16 protein-coding genes are annotated in these 21,419 nt (G+C 40.3%); 7 read left to right on the forward strand and 9 right to left on the reverse strand.

Features of this window, described 5'->3' with window-relative positions; genetic code table 11:
• Window positions 1-7 precede the first annotated feature (7 nt).
• The 6 genes from trpC (at window position 8) to B045_RS0101800 (ending at window position 5,550) form a co-directional block, all read left to right on the forward strand.
• Window positions 8-802, forward strand: a complete 795-nt coding sequence (trpC, locus tag B045_RS0101775; RefSeq protein ID WP_018462551.1) for an indole-3-glycerol phosphate synthase TrpC — start codon at window positions 8-10, stop codon at window positions 800-802.
• Window positions 803-812: 10 nt separating this feature from the next.
• Window positions 813-1,514, forward strand: a complete 702-nt coding sequence (locus B045_RS0101780; RefSeq protein WP_018462552.1) for a phosphoribosylanthranilate isomerase — start codon at window positions 813-815, stop codon at window positions 1,512-1,514.
• Complete coding sequence (gene trpA / locus B045_RS0101785) at window positions 1,511-2,287, forward strand: tryptophan synthase subunit alpha (protein ID WP_018462553.1); 777 nt, start codon at window positions 1,511-1,513, stop codon at window positions 2,285-2,287. The genes B045_RS0101780 and trpA overlap by 4 nt, the downstream gene beginning before the upstream one ends.
• Window positions 2,288-2,290: 3 nt before the next feature.
• Complete coding sequence (gene trpB, locus B045_RS0101790) at window positions 2,291-3,490, forward strand: tryptophan synthase subunit beta (protein WP_018462554.1); 1,200 nt, start codon at window positions 2,291-2,293, stop codon at window positions 3,488-3,490.
• Complete coding sequence (locus tag B045_RS0101795) at window positions 3,477-4,889, forward strand: anthranilate synthase component I family protein (RefSeq protein WP_018462555.1); 1,413 nt, start codon at window positions 3,477-3,479, stop codon at window positions 4,887-4,889. The genes trpB and B045_RS0101795 overlap by 14 nt, the downstream gene beginning before the upstream one ends.
• 97 nt (window positions 4,890-4,986) lie before the next feature.
• Window positions 4,987-5,550, forward strand: a complete 564-nt coding sequence (locus B045_RS0101800) for an anthranilate synthase component II (protein WP_025883092.1) — start codon at window positions 4,987-4,989, stop codon at window positions 5,548-5,550.
• A 74-nt stretch (window positions 5,551-5,624) separates the two neighbouring features.
• On the opposite strand, the gene glf is transcribed toward B045_RS0101800, so the two are convergent.
• Together glf and B045_RS0101810 are read right to left on the reverse strand one after the other, a co-directional pair.
• Window positions 5,625-6,815: a UDP-galactopyranose mutase gene (gene glf / locus B045_RS0101805; protein WP_018462557.1), complete on the reverse strand. Its 1,191-nt coding sequence runs from the start codon at window positions 6,813-6,815 to the stop codon at window positions 5,625-5,627.
• Between the two features lie 198 nt (window positions 6,816-7,013).
• On the reverse strand, window positions 7,014-9,536 hold the full coding sequence (locus B045_RS0101810; RefSeq protein WP_025883094.1) for a glycosyl hydrolase 115 family protein: 2,523 nt from the start codon (window positions 9,534-9,536) through the stop codon (window positions 7,014-7,016).
• A 275-nt stretch (window positions 9,537-9,811) separates the two neighbouring features.
• Here B045_RS0101810 and B045_RS0101815 point away from each other — a divergent pair, with 275 nt between their 5' ends.
• On the forward strand, window positions 9,812-10,243 hold the full coding sequence (locus B045_RS0101815; protein ID WP_018462559.1) for an Hsp20/alpha crystallin family protein: 432 nt from the start codon (window positions 9,812-9,814) through the stop codon (window positions 10,241-10,243).
• Window positions 10,244-10,384: 141 nt separating this feature from the next.
• Here the strand turns inward: B045_RS0101815 and B045_RS0101820 are convergent, their stop codons facing one another.
• The 7 genes from B045_RS0101820 to B045_RS15830 all read right to left on the reverse strand — a co-directional run bounded on the left by B045_RS0101820 (window position 10,385) and on the right by B045_RS15830 (window position 20,989).
• Window positions 10,385-11,332 (reverse strand): homocysteine S-methyltransferase family protein, encoded by a 948-nt coding sequence (locus B045_RS0101820; RefSeq protein WP_018462560.1) that lies wholly within the window; start codon window positions 11,330-11,332, stop codon window positions 10,385-10,387.
• A 1,791-nt stretch (window positions 11,333-13,123) separates the two neighbouring features.
• Window positions 13,124-14,803, reverse strand: a complete 1,680-nt coding sequence (locus tag B045_RS0101825; protein ID WP_018462561.1) for a DUF4906 domain-containing protein — start codon at window positions 14,801-14,803, stop codon at window positions 13,124-13,126.
• A gap of 24 nt (window positions 14,804-14,827) precedes the next feature.
• On the reverse strand, window positions 14,828-15,736 hold the full coding sequence (locus B045_RS0101830; protein WP_238312005.1) for a FimB/Mfa2 family fimbrial subunit: 909 nt from the start codon (window positions 15,734-15,736) through the stop codon (window positions 14,828-14,830).
• 26 nt (window positions 15,737-15,762) lie between these two features.
• Complete coding sequence (locus B045_RS0101835) at window positions 15,763-16,947, reverse strand: hypothetical protein (protein WP_238312007.1); 1,185 nt, start codon at window positions 16,945-16,947, stop codon at window positions 15,763-15,765.
• 66 nt (window positions 16,948-17,013) lie between these two features.
• Window positions 17,014-18,843, reverse strand: coding sequence for a hypothetical protein (locus B045_RS0101840; protein WP_169400977.1), 1,830 nt, complete (start codon window positions 18,841-18,843; stop codon window positions 17,014-17,016).
• Between the two features lie 48 nt (window positions 18,844-18,891).
• On the reverse strand, window positions 18,892-20,361 hold the full coding sequence (locus B045_RS14800; RefSeq protein ID WP_018462565.1) for a DUF3868 domain-containing protein: 1,470 nt from the start codon (window positions 20,359-20,361) through the stop codon (window positions 18,892-18,894).
• A 28-nt stretch (window positions 20,362-20,389) separates the two neighbouring features.
• Entirely contained in the window at window positions 20,390-20,989 is a 600-nt protein-coding gene (locus B045_RS15830; RefSeq protein ID WP_081618582.1) for a DUF3575 domain-containing protein, read from the reverse strand.
• Window positions 20,990-21,419 lie beyond the last annotated feature (430 nt).

Consider the following 21,419-nt stretch of genomic DNA (forward strand, 5'->3'; position numbering starts at 1 on the left):
TAGTAATATGGATATTCTTGAAGAAATAGTAGCTCATAAGCGCATTGAGATAGATCAGCGTAAGCAGTTTATCGCTCCACGTCAATTATATGGAATGGTAGCCGCGAAGTTACAAGATGCACCAGCTACAACAGTAAAGTTTGCTACATCATTAATGGAATCAGAAACTGGTATAATTGCCGAGTTTAAGCGTATGTCTCCAAGTAAGGGATGGATAAACAAGGAAGCAAAATCTTCAATTGTTCCATTATCTTATCAGAAGAATGGCGCGACAGCACTTAGCATATTAACTGATACAGATTATTTCGGAGGTTATGACGAATTCATTCAGGATGCAAGGGCTACCGGTGTAACAATACCTATATTATATAAGAACTTTGTTATCGACGAATATCAACTTTTTCAGGCGAGTTTCTGTGGAGCTTCAGCAGTATTATTAATTGCTGCATGCCTTAGTAAAGCAGAATGTAAATCCTTCATGTCGTTGGCGCATGAACTTGGACTTGAAGTGCTTTTGGAAATGCACGATCGTCATGATCTAGAATATGCAGAATTGCAACCAGATATGTATGGCATAAACAATCGTAATCTCGGTAGTTTTGTTACAGATGTCAACAATAGCTTTAAAATGGCTGAACAGTTGCCAACTGATGTATGCAAAGTGAGCGAAAGCGGAATTGATAATCCAGAGACATTGAAGTCATTAAGAGAAGCAGGATATAATGGTTTCTTAATGGGTGAGTGCTTTATGAAAACGTCTGATCCAGGAGAAGCATTGAATAAATTTATTTGTAATCTATAATTACTAGTATATGATAATAAAGGTTTGTGGAATGCGCAATATTGGCAATATACGTCAGGTGGCTGAATTAGATATAGACATGATGGGCTTTATATTTTGGCAGAAATCAAGTCGATATGTGCGTATGATTTCTAGTCAAGTTGGTACAATGCCAGATTACAGTTCAGAGCGTTTTCATCAACTTTCAGACGGGAAAGCTATTGTAAACGCAGGGAATAATCCAAAGCGTGTAGGCGTTTTTGTTGATGATATGCCTCAGAACATCGTTACTCGCATCTATAATTACAATCTTGATTATGTGCAGTTGCATGGTAATGAGAGTGTGGATATGATAGATAATCTAGTAAAGACTGTTGATCCGGATATCCACAAGAATATAAAAATAATAAAGGCATTGAGTATAATCACTCCTGAAGATATTGATAAATATAAGGAATATGAGGGACATGTAGATATGTTTCTATTCGATACCAAATGTGATACAGTCGGTGGAAGTGGCAAACATTTTGATTGGTCGTTGCTTGAGCGTTATGATGGAGAAACTCCTTTCCTGCTTAGTGGCGGAATAGGTCCTGATGATGTAGAACGAGTAAAGAACTTTCATCATCCAAAGTGTGTAGGTATAGATATTAATAGCAGATTTGAGACTGAACCGGGAATGAAAGATGTAGATCTTTTGCGCTCATTCGTCTCACAGGTAAAAGGCGTATGAATAAAATTAATAAACTTTTCAGTGAAGTAAAAGACCGCAAGTTGCTCTCTCTTTACTTTTGTGCAGGTTGCCCAACTCTTGATGGTACCGCTGATGTGATAATAACTTTGCAGAAGCGAGGTATTGACATGATTGAAGTTGGTATTCCTTTTAGCGACCCTCTTGCTGACGGTCCGGTAATTCAGTCGGCTGCAACAAAAGCACTAAAAAATGGAATGACTCTTAGTAAGTTATTTGCTCAACTAGGAGAAATCAAGAATCAGGTGACGATTCCATTAGTTATGATGGGCTATCTTAATGTCATCATGTACTATGGTATAGAAAAATTCTTTCAGAGTTGTGCTGAGAATGGTGCAAGTGGTTGTATTATCCCTGATCTTCCATTCAAGGACTATCTTGAAGTTGTGAAGCCTATCGCTGATAAATATGACATACGTGTAATCATGATGATTACTCCTGAAACAAGTGAGGAGCGCATTCGCTTTATAGATGATAATACTGATGGATTTATTTATATGGTAAGTTCTGCAAGTATCACTGGAGCTCAGAGTAATTTCAATGATGATAAGGTAGCATATTTCGAGCGCATTAATGCCATGAATTTAAAGACTCCACGCATGATAGGATTTGGAATAAGTAATAAACAGACTTTGGAGAGTGCGCAGAATAATGCTTCGGGTGCTATTATCGGAAGTAAGTTTGTTACTTTACTTAATGAGACGGGCAGCCCAGATGTTGCAATCGATAAATTGTATGACGCTTTAAAGAAATAAGTTATGAATAAACCAGATAAACAAGGATTCTATGGACAGTTTGGTGGTGCCTATGTTCCAGAGATATTATATAAATGTGTACACGATCTTCAGGATGCGTATATTCCTATTATAGAGAGTAAGGAGTTTCAAGACGAATACAACCAGTTGCTCAAAGACTATGTTGGTCGTCCTTCTCCTTTGTATTATGCAAAGCGCATGAGCGAGAAATATGGTTGTCAGCTCTATCTTAAACGTGAGGACCTTAATCATACGGGTGCTCATAAGATAAACAATACAGTCGGTCAGATTTTGATGGCAAAGAAGATGGGTAAAAGTCGTATCATTGCCGAAACAGGAGCTGGACAACATGGTGTAGCCACTGCTACCGTGTGCGCACTGATGAATATGGAATGTGAGATATTCATGGGCAAGACAGATGTTGAACGACAACATACCAATGTAGAACGTATGCGTATGTTGGGTGCAAAAGTGCATCCTGTCACAACTGGAAACATGACTCTTAGTGATGCATGTTCTGAGGCTATACGTGACTGGTGTTGTCATCCTCAAGACACATTCTATATTGTCGGTTCTACGATGGGACCACATCCTTATCCTGATATCGTTGCAAGAATGCAGAGTGTGATATCAAAGGAAATTAAATGGCAGCTTCAAGAGAAGATAGGTCGTGATTATCCTGATTATCTTATCGCTTGTGTTGGTGGAGGTTCTAACGCTGCGGGTACAATATATCATTATATTGATGACTCACGTGTGAAGATGGTTCTTGCTGAAGCTGGTGGACATGGAATAGATACTGATTACACTGCTGCCACAATGCATTGCGGTACAGAGGGTATTATTCATGGAGCTCGCACACTTGTTATGCAGACTGATGACGGACAGATTAAAGAGGCGTTCACCATTAGTGCTGGTCTCGATTATCCTGGCATAGGACCAATGCATGCACAACTTGCTAAAAGCGGTCGTACAAAGGTGTTTGCTATTAATGATGATGAGGCTATATATGCAGGATATGAACTTACTCGCATGGAAGGTATCATACCAGCCATAGAGAGTGCACATGCTGTGGCTACATTGAAGAAACTTACATTTAACCCTGATGATATCGTTGTGTTAACTGTTAGTGGTCGTGGTGATAAGGATGTAGAGACATATCTAAGTAATAAGAAAATGGCTAAAGAATATGGAGATTTTTAATTATACCACACATACTGAGAAGATTCTTGCCGATCTTTATACACCTGTTGCTGTGTATATGAGGTTGCGCGACATCTATCCTCAAAGTGCATTGATGGAAAGTTCTGATTATCATGGAAATGATAATTCCAGAAGTTTCATCGGCATTCATCCAATGGCTAATATTCAGGTTAGTCATGGTGTCATCCGCAGCACTTACCCAGATGGAACAGTTGATGAAACTGTTATCGACACATCTGTAAAGGGTAGGGCGAAGGAAGCCGTTGCCGATGCGATAAATAATTTCATCGGTCATTTTAAAGTTGAAGGCGAAGGGAAAGACTTTTGTGGTCTATATGGCTATACCACTTTCAATGCCGTACGCTATTTTGAAGACATTGATGTAAAGGATGCGACAATGGAAAAGAACGATGCTCCCGACATCTATTATATAATGTATAGGGATGTTATCGTCTTTGACCATTTCAATAACAGTATGCAGATTATAAGTCTTTCAGATGATTCTTCTGCTATTGCTGACATCTTGCGTGCTATTAATAAGCAGAATATCAAACCTTATAGTTTCAAACCTGTTGGTGATACAACTTCAACTCTTACCGATGAAGAGCATAAGGCTAATGTGCGCCGTTGTGTGAAGCATTGCTTACGAGGAGATGTATTCCAAATTGTTATTTCTCGCCGTTTCATACAGAAATACGAGGGTGATGATTTCAAACTCTATCGTGCTCTGCGTTCTATCAACCCAAGTCCATATTTGTTTTATTTTGATTTCGGAGGCTTCCGTATTTTCGGTTCTTCACCAGAAACTCATAATCGCATAGTTGGTGACAAGGCTTATATCGACCCTATTGCTGGAACAACAAAGCGTACTGGTGATACAGAACAGGACAGAAAGAATGCTGATTTTTTGCGGAACGATCCAAAAGAGAATGCCGAACATGTAATGTTGGTTGATTTGGCACGTAACGATTTAAGCCGTAATTGCCATGACGTGAAAGTTGATTTCTATAAGGATATGCAGTTTTATAGTCATGTGATTCATCTTGTAAGCCGTGTTAGCGGAACGCTTAATGAAGGTGCAAATAGCATCAGAGAGTTTATTGATACATTCCCTGCCGGAACATTAAGCGGTGCTCCAAAGGTGCGTGCCATGCAGATTATTTCAGACTTGGAACCGCATAATAGGGGAGCTTATGGTGGCTGTATTGGTTTCATTGGACTTACTGGTGAACTTAATCAGGCAATCGTCATCCGCACTTTCATTAGCCGTAACGGTGAGTTATGGTTTCAAGCAGGAAGTGGCATCGTTGCCAAGAGTAATGATAATTATGAGTTAGAAGAGAGCAGCAATAAGTTGGGTGCATTGGTAAAGGCAATTCATATTGCCGAAAACCTTTAGTTGATACTTTATTGTTGAATCCCTATTTATATTAATTTTTATGAGTGAATATTATAATGGAATAGAAACTTCTGCTGATACTATAAAGGTTGATGGCATGAAGGTTGTTATCATTGATAACTATGATTCATTTACATATAATCTTGCGCACCTAGTAAAAGAGTTGGGCGCTGAAGTTACAGTATATCGTAATGATAGGTTTCAGTTGAATCAACTTGAGACGTTCGATAAGATTATTCTCAGTCCAGGACCTGGTATTCCTTCTGAGGCAGGTTTACTTCTTGATGTTATCAAGCATTATGCAGGACGCAAGTCTATATTAGGAGTATGTCTTGGTCATCAGGCTATTGGTGAGGCTTTTGGAGCCAAACTGGTTAATCTTGATGAAGTTTATCATGGTGTAGCAACTCCGATAACACAGTTTGGTAATGATAAAATCTTTGCAGGACTTCCAAAGCGTTTTGATGTAGGTCGCTATCATAGTTGGGCTGTAGATAAAACAGGATTCCCTGATAGTCTTGAGGTTACGGCTGTGAGTGATGATGGCTGCATCATGGGATTGAAACATAAGCACTATGACATTCATGGCATCCAGTTTCATCCAGAGAGCGTGCTTACTCCAGAAGGCAAGAAGATAGTAGGTAATTGGCTTGATATGTGATATAAAAAAAATGGCAAACCTGTTAATCGCTGATAAGCGTTAGCAAGTTTGCCATTTTTAATATGTTTACTGTTTTATTTAAACAGTTTCATCACGTTTTCCACTACAGGTGCCATGTCATAATATTTATATTCGGCAAGTCTTCCACCAAATATCACGTTGTTTTCCTTTGCAGCCAGCGTGCGATATTTCTCAGCGAGTTCATTGTTTATCTTGTCGTTTACAGGATAATATGGTTCCATTCCATCTTTCCATTCCGTAGAATATTCTTTTGATACAACCGTTTTTGGACAGTCATTTATCTTTTGTCCGAACATCTCAAAATGCTTGTGCTCAATCACGCGTGTGTAAGGCACTTCTGCTTCTGTATAGTTTATCACTGCATTTCCCTGATAGTTAGGCTTGTCAATGATTTCCTGTTCAAATCTTACAGTACGGAAGTTTAGTTTTCCGTATTTGTAATCATAGAATTCATCAATCTGTCCTGTGAAAACCACTTTGCCGAAGCAGTAAGTCTTGTTTCCAAGAGCTGTATTCTTTGATGCGTCAAGAGTGAAACTGCCGTTTTCGTTTTTATTGATATCGTTTCTAAAATCAAAGAAATCTATGTTTTTATGACATTCCACGCCATCTAGTAATCCGTCAATAAGTTTATTATATCCACCGATAGGAATACCCTGATAGGTGTCATTGAAATAATTATTGTCGAAAACCATGCGTACAGGCAGTCTTTTAATGATGAAAGCCGGCAACTCTGTGCATTTTCTTCCCCATTGCTTCTCGGTATATCCCTTGATAAGTTTCTCATATATATCTTTACCGATAAGAGTTTGAGCCTGTTCTTCAAGGTTTCTTGGTTCTGTTGCACCCTCAGCCTTCATCTTAGCCACAGCTTCCGCTTTCTGCTCATCAATTTTTGCCTGAGCTTCATCTGGGGTTGTTACTCCCCACATCTGGTAAAATGTGTTCATGTTGAAAGGCAAGTTATAAAGTTTACCCTTATAATTTGCTACCGGAGAATTTGTGTATCTGTTGAACTCCACAATAGAGTTCACAAAATCCCATATATCTTTGTTGCTTGTATGGAATATATGTGCACCATATTTGTGTACATTAATACCTTCAATCTTCTCGCAATATATATTTCCTCCAAGTTGAGTACGCTTGTCAATCACTAGACATTTCTTGCCTTGTTTTTTTGCCATGTAGGCGAATGTGGCTCCAAAGAGTCCGGAACCAACTATAAGGTAATCATATTTTTCCATTACAGATTATTGTTTATCTTGCAAAGGTAGTGCAAGTCGAAGACAATACAAAATAAAAAGCATTTTTATTTTTATTGTTTCGGCGTAGCCTACCTTATTTAAAGGTAGTGCAAACGAGCGGAAATTCAAAATAAAAAGCATTTTTATTTTTATTGTTTCGGCGTAGTCTACCTTTAGCTAAGTACTACCCTTATTTGATTATATCTTGTCTGATTGTGTCGGAAACACATAGAAATGGCGATCCTTGATGAAATCTATCATCCATTGATCCACTTCCACGTGATTGTCAAGAGCCTTGATAGAAAGAGAGTGATGTCCTTTCGAAATATTTATAGGGAATAGTAATACAGCCTGTCCTCTAAGCACATTCTGTTTCCATTGTTCCGAACGATCTTCCTCTTTATATGATTTCACGGCATAATCCTTTCCGTCAATGCTTATAGCAATACGAATATCTCCGTCGTCATTAGGATGTGTCGGTATAACAGCCACACGTAGCATTGCGTCAGCATCTCTGTCAGAGTCGAATTCATATTCCAAACAGCCTTCTTTAGGCAAAGCCACAGCGTTCATGCTATGTCCCAATGCCTGAATAGTATATGCGCTAGTCGTAGCCGATGAGTATTGGCATGCATCCATCACTATGGCATCGTTTATCTTTATAGTGTGTGTGTTCGCAACCTCCGATTCCCTTATCGTCTCTCTTGCTATACTGTCAGAGAGCATTATCGGTAGCATAGGAGGGTAGAATGCGAATAAATCTCTTGGCATATATGTCATTGAGTATTTCCACTTACCACCAGCCATTTTGTTATTGTAGTAATCAGTGATGTCCTGAATGTCATGATATGCCTCTATGCTTTTGGCACTGGCCAATGTCATAACGGAGTCGCGTGACCAAAGTGTTGCGTTTACCTGTCCTGTTGCAAATGAGCGTGCACGCTGTGCCTCAAGCATCTTTGTCGCCATATCAGCAGAAGCACATACTTCATATTCTATATGTGAAAAATAAGCATCTCTCTTTTCTTTTGCAATAGTTCCCTTTATGTCTGCAACAGCTTTCTTTATGTCAGCATAATGTTCAAGATAACGGTCCATTTCACCACCAAACTCATTGCTGAATTCCGTGTCCTTCATCCACGACATTCCCCTCATGTTGGTTGCTTTGTCAAGTTCTACTTGAGTCCATCCCATGTGCTCAGGTTTACGTATTCCGCAAAGTCTATAATATTCCAACATAACAGGCAGCAATTTCTTTCCTGCATTCTCACCAAACTCTCTTGTCAGCCAGTTACCTAGATGACTGTTTATTGTTGATGGCGAAACGCTGTTTATGTTCCAAGCCATATCCATGAATAGTTCCAGCTGATAAGCTGCTGGCTTTGGATTATGAATGTTTACGATCCATTCCTTTCTGGCGTTATTGTCGTAAGCCTGTTTCATCTCGCTATACACCAGTCCTGGTTGGGTTGTGCATAACCATAAGTAGTCATGCGGTCTGCCCCAGTAGCTTAGGTGATAATACACACCTGCGCCACCGCTGCGTTGCTTTGCGTTTTTCTCTTTCAGACGTGACATGTAACCGTAGTTGTCGTCACACCATAACAGTGTTACGTCTTCAGGCACCTTTAAACCGTTTTCCATTATTTGCAACACCTCTTTGTAAGGAACGAATACCTGTGGAATACTTGTCACGTCTTTATTTACGTATTTTTTCAGCAGTTCTCTTTGGTCGTCAATAGCATTTTGCAACCATGTCGTTTTTTCCTGCATTGTTTTTACGCCTTCCATACTTCCGTCATGTATTCCTCTCATGCCGATAGTGTATAGATTGTCGTATCGTGCCACCTCTTTTAGTCGTTCAGCCCAGTAGTCACGTACATTCTTTCCGTTTGTTACATAGTTAAAGTTGCCTCGTTTTGTCACATCCCATTCGCCAACATTGTTTCTCATCAAAGGTTCGCAGTGAGATGTTCCAATGATGATGCCGCAGCTATCAGCCGTCTCTTTATTGCCATTTACAAAGTAAAACGGAACAGTTCCCCTGTGCATAGCTGGCCACATTGTGTTTGCACGCAGTCTCAGCAGCAGCTTGAATATCTGCTTGTATGTCTTTGCGCCGATACATCCTGTTTTATTTTCCTTTTCGTAAGTCTTCCAACTCCATGGTTGTAGACTCCAGTCTTCATCGTTCATGAATATGCCTCTGTATTTTACAGAAGGACTTTGTGTCGTGTTGAAATTATCGTTAATAGTGAGAATATCTTTATGCTGTGGCTTAGAGTCCGCCCACCATGTCCATGGTGATACTCCCGCCATTCTTGATAGTTCAAGTATTCCATAAGCAGTGCCTCTTCCGTCAGAACCAGTAATAAGAATCGTTCCGCTTTTATTCGTTCTTATGTCGAAGCATTCAGTTTTACTCGCAATCTCATCAATAGGAACGTTCATGCTTTTCAGACTTTTCTTAGTGCTTTTAGAAGCAATATCTAGTTGTGTAATCTGTATCTTTGCTGTTGTTGGTGATGATTGCATAGCCTTCATCCCAGTAACATCTTTCATGTCATCCGAAAACATGTCGAGTGCAGTCCTCACCACAAGTTTGCATTTCTTGTGTACAGTATATGTAACCGGATGATGTCCGTCATACCATACGATGTCCCCAGCCATAATGGTCAACGACAATATAATAAAAGCTGTTGCTAGCAAAAGTCTTTTCATTTTAGATTTATCTTTAAGTAATTAGTAGTTTATTTTGCGAAGGTACATCAAATGAGTGAAAAATCAAAGAAAAATCTAATCCTTTTTTTAACACAACTGACAGCATTGTCAGAAAATGACATGTAAATAGTTAATTTAGTTTACATTTAATGACGATTTGTCAGCACCTTTCTAGTGGCATATTTGTTGCATTTCTGTTATCAGATACAGAAGCCGAAAGGCAGAGAATCCAAACGAATATATGTTTAACAAAATAATAATTAGGAGGTTTTATTATGTGGTTACCAGTATTACGTACAAACAACAATTGGTTAGACAATGCATTCAATGATTTCTTTGATGACAGTGCAATGAGACGAATGAATTCTACAGCACCTGCAGTTAACGTTAGGGAGGATGAAACAGCTTATATAATGGAGGTTGCAGTGCCTGGAATCAAAAAGGAATTCTGTCGTGTAGACATCAACAACGATGGTGATCTTAATATTGCCATTGAGAACAAAATGGAGCACAAGGAAGATAACAAGAAAGAGCGTTATCTGCGTCGAGAATTTTCATATACGAACTATCAGCAGACATACTCTCTTCCTGACAATGTCAACAAGGAAGGCATCAGTGCAAAGGTCACAGATGGAGTCTTGACAATTCAGTTGCCAAAGATTGAAAAAGTAGAACAAAAAGTTCAGCGCAAGATTGAAGTTGTTTAATTCATATTCATGATTGTAATATTAATGGGCCGAAGCAAATATGCTTCGGCTTTTTTTTATGTATATGTCAAAGAAAGCTATAACATCTGTTTCTTTCATATTTGAATTACGTTATTATAGAATTTCTATGTTCGCTGCCCTTTATATTCTTTTAGCAATCTCTTCCATGTGTCTGCCGTCTGTACCACAGCACCCACCAAAAATTCTAAGTGGGTTTATACCCTGAAGTCTTGAAATAGCCTCTGCTAATTCTGTTGGCTCTGATGTTTTTAGATCTTCAGAATGATCAAGTTCACTAAAAGACAGTGTTGAGGTATTCGCTTGAATACCTAAGAATCTTGTTTTGACAATTTCATTGCGATTAAATGGCTGCATCAAAGCTGCGTATACGATATTCGGGTGCACACAATTAGCCATATAGCATGTTGGGCGAAATGTGGTTATACCATCAATATAGCCAATAGCGTCAGAGATTGGTGTCCCATCAACAAGGCATCCATCCTTCTTAATCGTAAAACTGATGATATAAGGCACTTTGTATTTTTCCATTGCTAATGCGATACCTGCCGCTTCCCCCAAAGTTGGCATTAAGGCTGCATACATGAAATCGACTTCTGCATCTGCAAATAGTTTTGCTTCCCATGTGTGGAACATCTGAGCTTCCTTCATGTCCAACGAGCCTTCACCCGTATAAGCATCTCCTTTGCATCCAAGCAGTCCGCCAACATACATTTTCCCCATCTGTTGTGTTTGTACAAGACGAAGAAAATTCATATTGGCTTGAACGATAGAAGAATCATAAATTGATTTTTCAATTCTTTCCTTATTCACTCTTCTTGTTGGAGTTGTTGCTAGAAACGGTAAATTGTATTTTAATGCAATCCCTGCATATTCACTCCATAACTTGTCCAATGCATTTCTTCCATCCTCAGAATAGACCAGACTAGCTAAACACACATTTTCATCAGGTACCAAGTTGAACTCTCTTTTCAAGCGTTCTCCCAAAGCTCCTTCCATTAGGATGCTTTTCTGCTGTTTCATACATTCTCTGAAATCCATGAGTTTGTTATGTTTTATAGTTCTCTCCATTTTTAGACAGAGTTTAACTTTGATTTATTAAAAGTAAAGGAGTAGGGCAGTAGCCCTGTCCTAGCGTTACTCAAACCTTTTACTTAAAAGGTTTTTTTCGTTCATTGCAAAGATAAACAATATAATCAAACTATCAAAAATTCTAATATATAGATTATCTAAACTTCAAAATCTGTTATTTTAGTTTAAGCTTCTAGCGTATGTTTTCTTGCTGCATTCCTCTGCGTCATCTGCATTATCAGCGAGAAAATATTAACGTAAGAGGACTCTATCAATCAGCAAAGAAGAAACCACAATGTCTCCCGCAGATCTCGCAGATTTACGTAGACGAACCCCCAAGAAACATATCTTCAGCAGATTTGCACAGACACCAATCAACAAGCCCCAACGCATTCAAGCTATCTTTAACACCCATCCTCGCGCGCGCGCATAGGGTTTTTCAAAAATACCAGTGTCGAAGTGTCTATACTCTGACTATCAGCATGTTGCATCTCCAATCTGAATTAATCAAGTGTCACCACAGTGTCATTTGTATCTATGTTATGAAGGCGAAGAAACATCTCGAAGAATATGTCGAAAAGACTCATCATTTTATTATTTGACTTTTTTTGCCTTATACAAGACATAATTTTTGATAGTTCAATTCTATTTTATATCGAAAATACGTTTTCACGACGTAACGTTTGCGTTATTACGTGGAAACGTTTCTGTTGCTACGACACAAAGTTTGCGTTTCTACGATGTAAAGTTTGCATTTCTATATAGAAACGGAAATGCAAATTGACGTTTTCGCGACACTTTGTTTTTGAAAAAAGTGCATCTAACGTACTGATAGACAGCGGATAGACGTTTCGACGCTAGTTTATTTGCAAAACCTATGTACGAATTTCCAAATCCCAGAGTATTCGTCTTATCCTAGCAGGTTTGATGTAGTACTCGTATTTGCATTGATTGCACACTTGTCGATATGTGCCAGAGCGCATGCGTTCTAATTTCTGTTTAGGCAGCGTGCGTCCGCACTTCTGACATTTGATTGTTTGCGGGAGAGTCTCCCGATTGATAAATTTGATATCATCGTTTTGTTTTAATTGTTAATACTTATATTTGATATTGCTCACTCGTTTTATTTGCTCGTTTTCTTGTTTTTATTATTATTTTATTCCTTGCTTGCTCGTTCCTTGTTTCTTTCCTTGTTCTTTCCTTGCTCTTTCCTTATGTGATTTAACGGCCTATTCTCTCGCAGATCACGCAGATAATCGCAGACGAAAGACAGTTAGAACAAATGTATCTGCTAAAGCAGATGACGCTGAGAACGCTGAGAAAGACAGTTGCGGAACAGTGGAACAATGTGGTTTCATGCTGTTGTATTTTGTCTGCGTGATCTGCGCTATCTGCGGGAGAACAGTCCGTTTACGTTGATACAATAAATCTGCTTTAGCAGATACTACGAAAAAAATATCTGCGGGAGATTAAACTAAAGAACCTCCACACTCACGTGTGAAGGCTCTCAAATACATCCCCACTGGGATGTACTCTTCTTAGACGAAGTTGCCTTAGAAGAAAATGAATAGAACTAACTATTCATTAAATTATAGTGATAATTATTAGACGCCTTCGGTTCTCACGAATCTTTTTCTTCATGATGCAGCGATTGCTGCATCATTGACAGGCATCCGAATTGAGTTATATCTTTTTTATCTAATGCGATTACGCATCATTGTTATATTTAATTAGAAGTTCAATCATCATACTTATTCCTTAATAACTATAGATACATTATCAAACAAATATTTAAAAAGCGAGAACGGCTCTAACATAACAACCCATATCGTTCTTATGGTTGGTTTCGAAGTAGACGTTCGATAGATTGAAAATAACTATCGGAGCGTTGTAGATACTATACTCTGACGCAGACCAATAGTAATAGCTTGGAGTTAGTGCTGTGCCACCAGCATCTGTTATGGCTTTATTGACATTAGTTGTTGCTGTAGAACCGCTATAAACATAGCCAGTTGCTGAACTAGAACTCTGCTGACTAGACAGATCAACCTTACCAAGATTGGCACAAATATCCCACCATTGACCTACGCTTGGAAGATACCAACCACTTGTACCTGCTGGAAGAGCAACATTATTATTACTTTTATCCTTTGCAATATAACTATTGGCTATCTGCCATGCAGGATAACTACCATTGCTTTTATTGTAGCCTCTCGTAAAAGTTCCATAATAGCCAGATATAATATCATTATAATAACCCACAAAGGTGTTAGCTTTTGTAAGACCAGCATCACTTGCATAAGGCCCCCAAGTCGGTCCATTAACACTGGCATCTGTCAGCGCAAGTGCATAACCATGTTTATAACCTGCATTATATTCGGCAGAACTCAGTTGGTTAGAGAATACTATGCCTACTATTGTTTTACCAGATGTGGTAGTTCCTGTTGTACCATCACTGTATAAATAGTTTCCTACTGTTGCATCACCAAAATAAACATTTGTTCTTGTACTGGTTGTTGGAGAATATGTCACTCTCACATCATTAGCCCCACTACCAGAGATTGCAATATTGCATTGATAATTAAAATCTCTATTTATATTGAAGTTCGTATAATCTACAACAGGACTTGCGGCATTAGTAACTCCTCCTAAATATACTCTATATGTCGATGTCCATCCAGCATAGTATCCCGTTCCCTTTGCTGTTATCAACAAATATGACGAACCAGCTGGAGCATTAGTAGTAGTTCTTAATTCAGGTGCATTGGATGCAGATGATGTGCCAGCTAGATTCTCATAAATATAATATGGTCCAGCATTGACTACTGTACCCGCATAAACTGGAGTTGTCACGGCACCAAAACTTAGTCCAGCAAAGCCTGTTGAAGGATTTGATGTATTACCTGATGCTATATAACATTCATTTGGTACATTGCAAAGCTGATAACCTGTTATAGCAATGTCACTGGAAGGAGTTATTGTAAACGTATACTTACTATATAAACGCTTTAAAGTTATATTTTGAGCAACAGTACTTCCTGTTATATCCACACTGGGCTTTTCACCATACATAATATCAGCCATAGCAGTAGGGTCATTAACTGCTGTGGAAGTCCTTGCTTTCAATTCAGTAAGTGTACTGATACCGTCAAAATAGGAACTGCTGCCTGTATTGGCAATAGCACAGACAGTACAGCCATTGCTTGTTCTGACAGGAACAGAAACTGATGTAGGTGCACTATCATTATAGGCACTGCCTATCAAATTACCCTGTGCATTAAATACCAAGATGTTAACATTACGGATTGTTTCAGTAACACTGCGTGTGACTACCGTCTTCGGATCCTGCTGCGCTATCTTTACTGTCAGCGTAGCAGCATTATCTGCAGGTGTATCATCAATCGTACTGCATGAAGATACAAAAGCAAGTGCTGATACTATATATAGTAGATATGATATTCTTTTCATCATAATTATTTATGCATAATCTATCAATTACGGTATTACTACATGCTGGGTATAAACAGCCCACGGCATGACTGTCATTGCTAGTTTTCTACTGCTACAGTCAACTATTACAACTTTGTCATCACCTGAATTCAGAGTTACCAGATTACCATTACTGTCACGGTTGGTGTCCCAGATAAATGTTTTAGCCAATGCACGTGACTTTCCACCATTTGCTGGATCATCACCATAGACAGATACGGTCACATATTCTCCTTTCTGAGTAGGAAACGTATTTATCGGTTTGGTAACTAATTGATCTGAGCCGTTAAAGGAGGATGATGGAACATAAACGATGGAATCGCCTGTTATCTTACCGGAATATGTCATCGTACTACGAAAACCTGAGAGTTCAACACGATAATTTCTATCACCGAAATACTGTTTCAGTTGCCGTATCACCACATGAAGTCTGGCTGGCTTGTTCTTCATCACGATATTTCCATACACAGCTCCACTACCTGCCGACTGCGAACTAATGTCATAAGTTCCGTAATACAGCGATGACGGAAGCAGGTATTCACCTGTAACAGAATCACGCTTTACGCTTACCGACATGGAATTCATATCGGTACCAATAGCTGGAGTGAATACCTGTGTACTGTCCTTATTAGAACTGCCTACCGCTACAAGAGAGGCATTACCAAGTTTGCCATCATAACTGATTTTATAACTACCATCAGGATCTGATGTGACGATACGGTCAAACTTACCGTCTATGAACAGATATGCCATCATATTACCCTTCACTTCCGCTGTCAAGACGTTACCAACACTATCCGTCTGCGACACGATCAACGAGCATTGCACGCAGCTGGAATAGTCATCATTGATGCACGAGGCAAACAGCGACAACAGCGGAAGTAACAGAAGATAATGGTAATATCTTAAATTCATAATACGATTTTATTTTTTATTGTCTTTTACTGTATTACTACGGTCTGTGGATTAGCAGTCCAGCCTGTAACTGCAAAATTAACTGTGGCTGTGGCTGGCGTTATGTTCTGTGAAGGGTCTGTTACCCCACGACCTTTAAGTGTAACACTCACCTGATAGATGTTATTTGCAGTTAGAACATCACTATTAGTAATGGAGTTTGTAGACATAGCAGCATCATTAATGATTATTGGATAATACAGTTCTGTACCTGCATCGCCACTGCTTGTCTTAAACAGTCCCTTGATAACCAATTTTGTTGGATTTGTTGATGAATGAGGGAATACATAAAAGTAATAAGGAGTTGTGGAGGTTAAATATACAACTGGATCAGCATCTGTACCAGTTCCAGTACCTGCATTTGTCAATGCACCGCTACTTAAATAAGCATAATTAGTAAGAGAGGCATTTATTATGCCATGTGCATCAGTCTGCTCACACTTACCGGTTGTGCCAGATTCTGTCAGAGCAGCATTCTGACTCGCTGTTCCGCCATAGGTGCAGACGTCATTGACATTATACATGAATATTTCATGTACTGTAAAAGATGCATTAGGATATGTTGTTGTACTTGCAAATGCAGACTTCAGAGAGTTCAGATCTATACGCGCAACAAGGCGGCTAAGATTAACAGTAACACTTGAAGTATTTGATGTAGCAAAAGAAGCAAAGCAATTTTCATCCTTACCAAACATTGGCAAACCTGTCATTTGCTGAGAGTTAACTGTATTCCTTGCACTATTGTCCTTTCCTTTATCACTTGTTGTGTAACTCAAATCGGCCTTCAACCCCAAGAAGTCTGTAGTAGAGGTACATGCTGCAAATAAAGCTTTATCAGCATCAGAATTTACAGTGTTTGCAGCAACATAGATTTTGCGTGCCTGAGTTGTTGTTGTTATTGATGTTGCAGAGGCTGTGTTTATTGTCACTGTACTACTGTTAGCATCAAACAGACCTGACATAAATGCATTGACAGTCCCCTCACCTGTTAGAGTATTAGAACTTGTTGGAAGAGCGGATGCAGAAGATGCACGAGTGCCCTTTATACCCAAGTTTAGATTAACGACTGCCGGATTGCCGACGGTCGGATTGCCTTCCGTGTCGGAAGAAGAGCAGGATGTCATCATTCCTATTGACATCAGTACTGCAATAAGTAAATAATTCTTATTCATAGTCTCACGTTTTTATTATTAATTCTTATTATTAATATCTTTATTACATTATTATTGAGGCATAGGTCAGAATGCTAAAACCGGCCGCACTCTATAAGAATCCGTTTTAAGGGCAGCGTACACTCCCACACCAAAGGTTACGAAGTCTGCGTCGTATGCATAATTTGTGGAATACTCTGTAGAACTCCAATACACTTCACCACTGTTTGTGAATAAATCTACACTGTAGCCATTTGTTTTCAAGGGATTCAAATAGACATTGATAGCTGAAACACATAAATTCGTGTAGTTCTTACCAGAGTTGTCATCTCCGCTGTACCATCTAATAAAAGCTGTACTACTGCCTGTATAAGGTACTCCACTGGCTACAACCATTCCTCCTAGATTTGAGTAGATATCATACCACTGACCTGCACTGGGAAGATACCAACCACTTGTTCCGTTTAAAGATACACTATTTCCGCTTTTATCTTTTGCAGTATAGCCCTTTGCAGCTATTCCTGCTGCATAACCAGTTGTCTGTATAGTTCCTGTATGAGAGAGACCGTCCTTATCCGCCATGATTTGGACTGGTGTTGAAATCAAAGAACCAGTAGGATTGCCACTATTTGAAGTGTACCATTGATATGTTGTTGTACTAGTCCCGGCATTCTTTAATGCCATGGCATATCCATGCACAAATCCTTTTGCCTTGTCAGCTGCACTCGTTGTTGTACTGAATACGATTGCGACAGGAGTCTTGCCTGATACAAGCGAACTACTATATGAACCATCCGAATAGAAGATATCACCAATCTTTGGACCGAAATACTCTGCTATTGTGGCATTTGTATAACTGTCTACACTGGTGGTGACTGTCACACTGGCGGAAGTTAGTCCATCGGATACATTTGCCACACCGGTACCATTAACAGTGACAGAAAGCCCATAGGTAGTATTTGCACTTATCTTTGAGTCGCCCGTACCAGATACTGTAGAAATAATGTTACCTGTTGCCGAACTACTGTTTACAATTATCGGATAATATGTGGTATATGTCGTGCCACTCTTTGTCTTGAAGGTTCCCTTAATCACCAACTTGGTCGGTGCCGTTGTGTTGCTGTTAGGAAAAACATAGAAATAATAGGGACCACTGTATGTACTGATTGTTCCGCTACCTAGATAAACCGTATTGGCATTGCCTGCGATATTCTCTCCACTTACACTGCCACTGACTGTCTTTGTATTCCAGTTGGTAAGCTGATTGCTTGCATTATACATAAACACTTCCGTCGGAGTGAAAGTGCAGCCGCTATATGAACCACTGAAACTATAACTTATATTAGTCAGTGCAACACGCGCTACCAGACGATTCAGCGTTACAGTCGGTTTCAGGGTTGTACCTGATGCCCAGTTTAATGTCTGCACATCCGACATCATCGGAAGGGACGTCATACTCTGTGAGTTTGCCGTGGTAACTCCAGTCTTTGTCTTACCGTCAGCTGAAGTTGTATACCCCAAGTCCTGAGCCACTGTATAAAAGTCACTCAACACGTACTTCCCTGCAAATGCACCCACAGGTACATTGGCAAAAACAAGCATCTTTACCGCATCAGTACGGGTGGGAATGCTTTCATCTCCGCTGTAATTATACTCATGCAGGGTCACCAGCTTGTTATTGGCGTCAAAGAGTCCCACACATATATGGTTAAGTGCTCCCTCATTGTTTCCCACAGCTGCACCGTTATCCATAGGCAATGGACCGTTGGCACGCGTCACTGCACCCGTGGAGAGTGATATATTCACAACGGCAGACTTAGAGGAGCCATTCTCCGGTATGGCGCTATTATCCGCCGCACAGGAGAAAAGAAGCATACATGCCGCCAGTAGTGAGGATATGTATAATGTATGTTTCATAAGGCTATATTTACTATGTCTATTATCAATCGTTATATTTGCTTTGTTCTATTTCATCTTCATCAGTTCGACTAGGGCGTTGTCTGCCTGTTTCACTCCTGCTGCCTTTGCCATCTTCAGATACACCTCTGCCTTATCGCGATTGCCCTCGCTAAGATAAAGCAGGCCCATATTGCAATAGGCTCTTGGATCTGTCTCCCAACGCTTAAGATACTTATGCGCAAGGGTTACGTCGTTGCGTGTCAGCGCTACGCCCGCTGCATTGATGTTTGCCTCGGGATTATCAGGGAAGAGGCGGGCGGTGAGGTCAACTATATCGTTGTATTCGCGAGAACCCTTCTTGTAGAATCCAGCTGTGGCATAGAGTTCACCCAGCGTCATCGTGGCAGGGTTTGAACCCAGATGCTGCATAGCTGAGTTGCTGTCGAAGCCATCGTGACGGAACGTCAGCGTATATTTGATGCGGTAGACTTTCGGGAAGATGAAGCGGTTCATATACTCATAGGGCATGCCGTGGCCGATGTTCTGGATTTCACGCTCACGACCGTTGACTACGTCAATGCTCTTGATGATGTCTACAACGGCTTCGCGAAGGTTCATGCCGCTGCCCGCTACAAGCGAAGAGATGCTGTCCCAGTCTTCTGCAAGCCAGCCTACGGTGAGGTCATTGCGGTTGGTGAGCTTCTGCTTCATCAGGTACTTCTTCAAATCAAGCGAACGCTCCATTGCCTCACTTTCGTTACGGCGGTAGTTGCCGATGGGAGCACCGTAGCCGTTGATGCGGAGACCAACAAGGCTTGTTCCGTAACGCTGCAATTCGCTTTTTACGTCAGAGGCAATGGTGTTGAACACGGTGCGGTTGAATCTGCTGCCACTGAGCTTGGCAAGAGACTTGTTGCCGAAGATTGATATCTCTCCGCTGCGGTGGAACTTATCAATATCAGAGCCCTGAGGCTGAAGGAACTGTACATAGTCCATCAGGTTATAATAATGCACATTCGGGTCGGGATTATCGTTGCTCATGTCGTGAAGATAGATATTCTTCAGCACAAGGTCCTCATAGACGTGTCCGCGATGACCGGTGCAGTTAAGCTCCTCGCTCTCTACATACATGCGGCACTCCTGCATCCAGTCCTTATAAGGAACAGTGGTGTCGTAGATGAAGTAGCGCTTTGCGGCATGGCTGTCCTTGACAACGATGGGTATGTTGCGGCGATTGTCGGAAAGGACTTCTGTGCGGTGGGCATCGCGCTCACGCTCACGCCCATTGATGACCACTGAGGAAAGCACTGAGACGGCACTGTCTGTCTTAAGCACAGGAGTGAAGGTCAGCGACTCACAGCTGCCCACGACGCTGCTGTCATAGCTTACCTTCATGCGCACACGGAGAAGGTCGCCCTGACGGGTAAAGTTCTCGGAGTTCACGTAGATCTGTCCGCCGTAAACAGTCTGGGCGGATGCTGTGGATGCTACTCCACAGAAGGCAAGAAGAAAGAATGCAGATTGTAATAGTTTCATTTCTCTATAAATATTATTTTCATTGTTATTATCTTATTATATAGACCAGCGACACGGAAAGTCCCACCGGACCTACATAGTCCCTACCCTTTGTATATTCAAGGTAGCCATAAGTTCCCTCACGGTAGTGGCGGTAGCGCAGATGCAGGTAGCCAGCGGAAAGGGAGGTATCTATGCCCCAATGGGGAGAGAGAATCTTATGGAAGCCGAAAGTGAGTCCGGCACCGTTGAAGTTACCTTCGGCACGATGACGGGTAAGACGAAAAACGGGAATGCGGTTTAAATTGAAACCTCCATGAATGCCGAAGACTCCAATGTAGGGACCATTGAAGACCTTACGGAACCAATGGCGGGCTTCGTACTGAACAGACCAGTTCTTCCACTTCCGGTTGCCATCGTAAGAGATGGGACAGTAGGTGGAACTGACACTCAGGGTAAGGGTGCTGTCGAGGCGGACCTCGGAACCCAGGGATGGAATGCATAATGCATCATAGAGCAGATTGGACTTCAGAGCGACGTATTGCGCGTGAAGGCGCAATGACGAAAGGGATACCAATAAAACCAAAAATGACTTTAATATAATATCACTAATTCTAAAATTCGTACTATGAAATTTTAATTTNCTCATCCAATTTATCTATTCTATAAATACAGTTTCCGTTACTTTGTAAGTAACAGAAAGGATTCAGGAATAGGATAATAAAAACTGGACAAAGCAAGGACTAGCCGAGGGATGAAGGCATCCAGAAGGTCTCGGTATGTATATTAAATTATAGATAAAATGTGTTTAGATCAAAACGCGTTATAACTCAATTCGTCCTATATGCTGTATTTCCTCTTGGTATTTAGTTAATTATTGTAAATTATCATTTGAATTCATAAATTAATNACTACATTTGCGCAGTGATAGATTGTAGCNGTTACTTACAAAGTAATGGCTATTGTTTTTCATTCGATATTTGTTGTCACTTTACTCAAATATCACATCTACTAACTATTTTACATTCAGACATTTGCAAACTTTTCTATTTGCATTTCCGATTTCATCAGCGTTGAAA

It is taken from the genome of Segatella paludivivens DSM 17968 = JCM 13650 (assembly GCF_000373185.1).
Lineage (GTDB): Bacteria > Bacteroidota > Bacteroidia > Bacteroidales > Bacteroidaceae > Prevotella > Prevotella paludivivens.

Excerpts from the sequence above, each read along its gene's own strand:
- B045_RS0101780 (WP_018462552.1), top strand. The coding sequence starts at position 813 with ATGATAATAAAGGTTTGTGGAATGCGCAATATTGGCAATATACGTCAG.
- B045_RS0101815 (WP_018462559.1), top strand. The coding sequence starts at position 9,812 with ATGTGGTTACCAGTATTACGTACAAACAACAATTGGTTAGACAATGCA.
- B045_RS0101840 (WP_169400977.1), bottom strand. The coding sequence starts at position 18,843 with ATGAAACATACATTATACATATCCTCACTACTGGCGGCATGTATGCTT.
- B045_RS0101810 (WP_025883094.1), bottom strand. The coding sequence starts at position 9,536 with ATGAAAAGACTTTTGCTAGCAACAGCTTTTATTATATTGTCGTTGACC.
- B045_RS0101825 (WP_018462561.1), bottom strand. The coding sequence starts at position 14,803 with ATGATGAAAAGAATATCATATCTACTATATATAGTATCAGCACTTGCT.
- trpA (WP_018462553.1), top strand. The coding sequence starts at position 1,511 with ATGAATAAAATTAATAAACTTTTCAGTGAAGTAAAAGACCGCAAGTTG.
- B045_RS14800 (WP_018462565.1), bottom strand. The coding sequence starts at position 20,361 with ATGAAACTATTACAATCTGCATTCTTTCTTCTTGCCTTCTGTGGAGTA.
- B045_RS0101800 (WP_025883092.1), top strand. The coding sequence starts at position 4,987 with ATGAAGGTTGTTATCATTGATAACTATGATTCATTTACATATAATCTT.
- B045_RS0101835 (WP_238312007.1), bottom strand. The coding sequence starts at position 16,947 with ATGAATAAGAATTATTTACTTATTGCAGTACTGATGTCAATAGGAATG.
- trpC (WP_018462551.1), top strand. The coding sequence starts at position 8 with ATGGATATTCTTGAAGAAATAGTAGCTCATAAGCGCATTGAGATAGAT.
- B045_RS0101795 (WP_018462555.1), top strand. The coding sequence starts at position 3,477 with ATGGAGATTTTTAATTATACCACACATACTGAGAAGATTCTTGCCGAT.
- glf (WP_018462557.1), bottom strand. The coding sequence starts at position 6,815 with ATGGAAAAATATGATTACCTTATAGTTGGTTCCGGACTCTTTGGAGCC.
- B045_RS0101830 (WP_238312005.1), bottom strand. The coding sequence starts at position 15,736 with ATGAATTTAAGATATTACCATTATCTTCTGTTACTTCCGCTGTTGTCG.
- trpB (WP_018462554.1), top strand. The coding sequence starts at position 2,291 with ATGAATAAACCAGATAAACAAGGATTCTATGGACAGTTTGGTGGTGCC.
- B045_RS0101820 (WP_018462560.1), bottom strand. The coding sequence starts at position 11,332 with ATGGAGAGAACTATAAAACATAACAAACTCATGGATTTCAGAGAATGT.